Raw genomic sequence first — 2,792 nt, 5'->3', positions numbered from 1 at the left:
CGTCCCACTCGTCTTCGTACTCATCGAAGTTCTCGTAGGCCTCTTCAACTTCCTCCAGGGGCTCGAACTCCTCTTCTTCCTCTTCAACCTTGGGCTGGACCTTCTTCTTGGGCGGGTACATCTCCACCACCTCGCCCCGTTTCTGGGGCGCTCTATGGTTGGATAAAGGGTTAAAAACTTTTCTTTTTCATTTTTACGGCAATTATTCGGCTTTCTAAAATTTTTAACAACTGAAAACAAAGTTAGGGCCAAAAAACGACCTTACCTGGGAGAAAGGTTTATATACCTTTGTCTAATTCGACAATGCCCCATTCCAAATATTGGGGGAGTTAAGCGATGGAAGCCGTAAGAACAATCTCTTCAACTGAGTATGGCCCTAAAAAAGGCCTAACAGCGGAGGAATCTGAGGCAGGTGATGGGCCCGGCGGCCTTGGAAGGCTATTCCGGGCCACTGTTCTGGAGGAGATTCTCGGAGTTGAGGAGGTTTACGTTGACTACGAGGGTGTGAATCCCACGGGCACCCACAAGGACAGAATTGCAAGGGCCCATGTTGAAGAGGCAGTTGGACTGGGCTTTCCAGGAATAACCGTTGGCACCTGTGGAAACTACGGTGTGGCCGTTGCCTACTACGCTGCCCTGGCTGGGTTGAAGGCGGTGATATTTGTTCCCAGGGGCTACACCCTCGAAAGGCTCCCCGAGATGAAGGCACTCGGCGCAGAGGTCATCGAAGTTCCCGGCACCTACGAGGAGACGGTTGAGGCCAGCAGGGCTTTCGCGAGGGAGAACGGCTTCTACGACGCCAACCCGGGAAGCAACCGCGCCGTTGATATGAGGGCCTACTCGGAGATGGCCCTATGGATTGCTTCGAAGGTGAGCCCCACCGCGGTCTTCGTGCCCCTCGGCAACGGGACAACTATGACGGGCCTCTGGGAGGGGTTTAAGACCATCGGTCTGAGACCCAGAATGGTCGGCGTGACTACCGCTTTTGGCAACGAAATCCTGAGGAGGTTCTACGGTGATGGAAACGAAGACTTCGCGGAGACAGACTTTAACGAACCCCTCGTTTCGGAGAGGTCGTTCGACGCCGACGGAGCCTTGAGGGCCCTCCTTGAGTCCAACGGCTACGTTTTCGGCTTTTCGGATGATACCGCCCTGAGGTGCGCCGAGCTGATGCGCGTCGCGGCGGGGGTAAGACCCCTTCCCGCGTCGGCTTTGGTGCTGGCCGGCCTCGTGAAGTTCGTTAGGAAATTCAACCTGAGGAACGGACGGTTCGTCCTCGTCGTCACCGGGGGTGTCCGGGTTGGATGAGGCGCTAATCCTTACCGAGGGGCGTTATCTAACGACCGACGGGAAGACCGCCCACGGTCTCGTTCGCTATTCAAAGAGGTTCAAAATAGTTGGGCTGATAGATTCAACGCTCGCCGGGAGGGACGCCGGTGAGGTCCTCGACGGAATAACTCGCGGAATCCCGATATACGCCTCTCTGGAGGAGGCGCTCCATGAGAATCCGAACGCAAAGTGGCTCATCATCGGCGTCGCAACTCCGGGAGGAAAACTGCCCGAGAGCTACCGGAAAATCGTTGAGGATGCAATAAAGAACGGCCTCGGCGTTGTGAACGGCCTCCACGAGTTCCTGAGCGACGACCCCTACTTCAAGCATCTCGCGAGGCGCTACGGCGTGGAGATAATCGACGTGAGGAAGATTTTCTACAATATGAGAATTCCCTTCACCGGGAAGATAGCGGAGGTCAAAGCCCTAAAGGTAGCTGTCCTCGGGACGGATGCGGCGATAGGAAAGAGAACCGTTGCGATAATGCTCCACGAGGCGTTCAAAGAGCTCGGCTTAAAGAGTGAGTTCATAGCGATGGGGCAGACCGGCTGGATGCAGGGCTTCAGGTACGCTATAGTCACGGACTCGATAATAGACGACTTCGTGCCGGGGGCGATAGAGGACGTCTTCTACCGCGCCTGGGTCGAGGAGAGGCCCGACGTAATCGTCACCCACGGCGAGGGCTCGCTCCTCCATCCGGCATTTCCAGGCGGCTTTGATCTGATTGCCGCGGCGAGACCCGACTTCATCGTCCTCCAGCACGCCCCCGCGAGGAAGACCTACGACGATTTCCCCGAGTTCAAAATCCCCCCTCTTGAAGTTTACATCCAGCTCATAGAGCTCCTCAGCGGGAAGAAGCCCGTGGCGATAACGATTAACTCCTCCGGTTTGAGCGATGATGAAGCCCTTGGGTGGGCGAGGAAGATAGAGGCCGAGACCGGGATTATGACGCGCGTCCCCTTCCTCCAGGGGGTCGGCGATATAGCGAGGCTTATCCTACGGCTCTCCAAGCGGGAGGTGACTGGCAGTGAGCCTGCCAGAGCTGAAGTGCTTTGACTACATCGCCATAGAGCGGCCGAGGATTTCCTCAAGGCGCATCAAAGCGCGCTACGTCCTCGGAATTGACGGCGAGGAAAAGGGCTACGAGCTCGTCCACTCCTACCGCGAGAGGATTCCTAAGATTGAAGCCTTTGCCAAGCTCATGAGCATCGTTCCAGCTATAAACTATAGCCTCTTCACGCCCGAAATTCGGTTCGAGTTCACCCTCGATAGCAGGGACCTGAGGTTCTTCGAGGACATGATGCGCGTGACCGCGAGGGATATTTTCGTGAACAGAATCGCGAATCCGAGCGAGTTCCTAAGGCCGGAGTTTGTGCCGAAGGAGATAAAGCCCGAGATGGCCGAGCCGATGGCGAAGCTAACCTTGGAGGGAATCGAAGAGGAGGAAATAGACTTCGAGCCC

Annotated in this window: 2 protein-coding genes and 1 pseudogene; all 3 read left to right on the top strand. The window is 56.2% G+C overall.

Annotated features, from left to right (window positions below; all coding sequences use genetic code 11):
• The first annotated feature begins 336 nt into the window (after positions 1-336).
• A complete protein-coding gene (locus tag MVK46_RS03255) occupies positions 337-1,308 on the top strand; it encodes a pyridoxal-phosphate dependent enzyme (RefSeq protein WP_297535219.1) in 972 nt (323 codons plus the stop codon).
• Positions 1,301-2,386: a DUF1611 domain-containing protein gene (locus MVK46_RS03250; protein WP_297535218.1), complete on the top strand. Its 1,086-nt coding sequence runs from the start codon at positions 1,301-1,303 to the stop codon at positions 2,384-2,386. The genes MVK46_RS03255 and MVK46_RS03250 overlap by 8 nt, the downstream gene beginning before the upstream one ends.
• A pseudogene (locus tag MVK46_RS03245) lies at positions 2,358-2,792 on the top strand (hypothetical protein); the annotation flags it as partial. The gene MVK46_RS03250 and the pseudogene MVK46_RS03245, both read left to right, overlap by 29 nt.

This window comes from Thermococcus sp. (genome assembly GCF_027066465.1).
Taxonomy (GTDB): Archaea; Methanobacteriota_B; Thermococci; order Thermococcales; family Thermococcaceae; genus Thermococcus.
Note: the sequence above shows the minus strand (reverse complement) of the source record. Positions and strands in the feature narration are given on the sequence as shown.

Excerpts from the sequence above, each read along its gene's own strand:
- MVK46_RS03255 (WP_297535219.1), top strand. The coding sequence starts at position 337 with ATGGAAGCCGTAAGAACAATCTCTTCAACTGAGTATGGCCCTAAAAAA.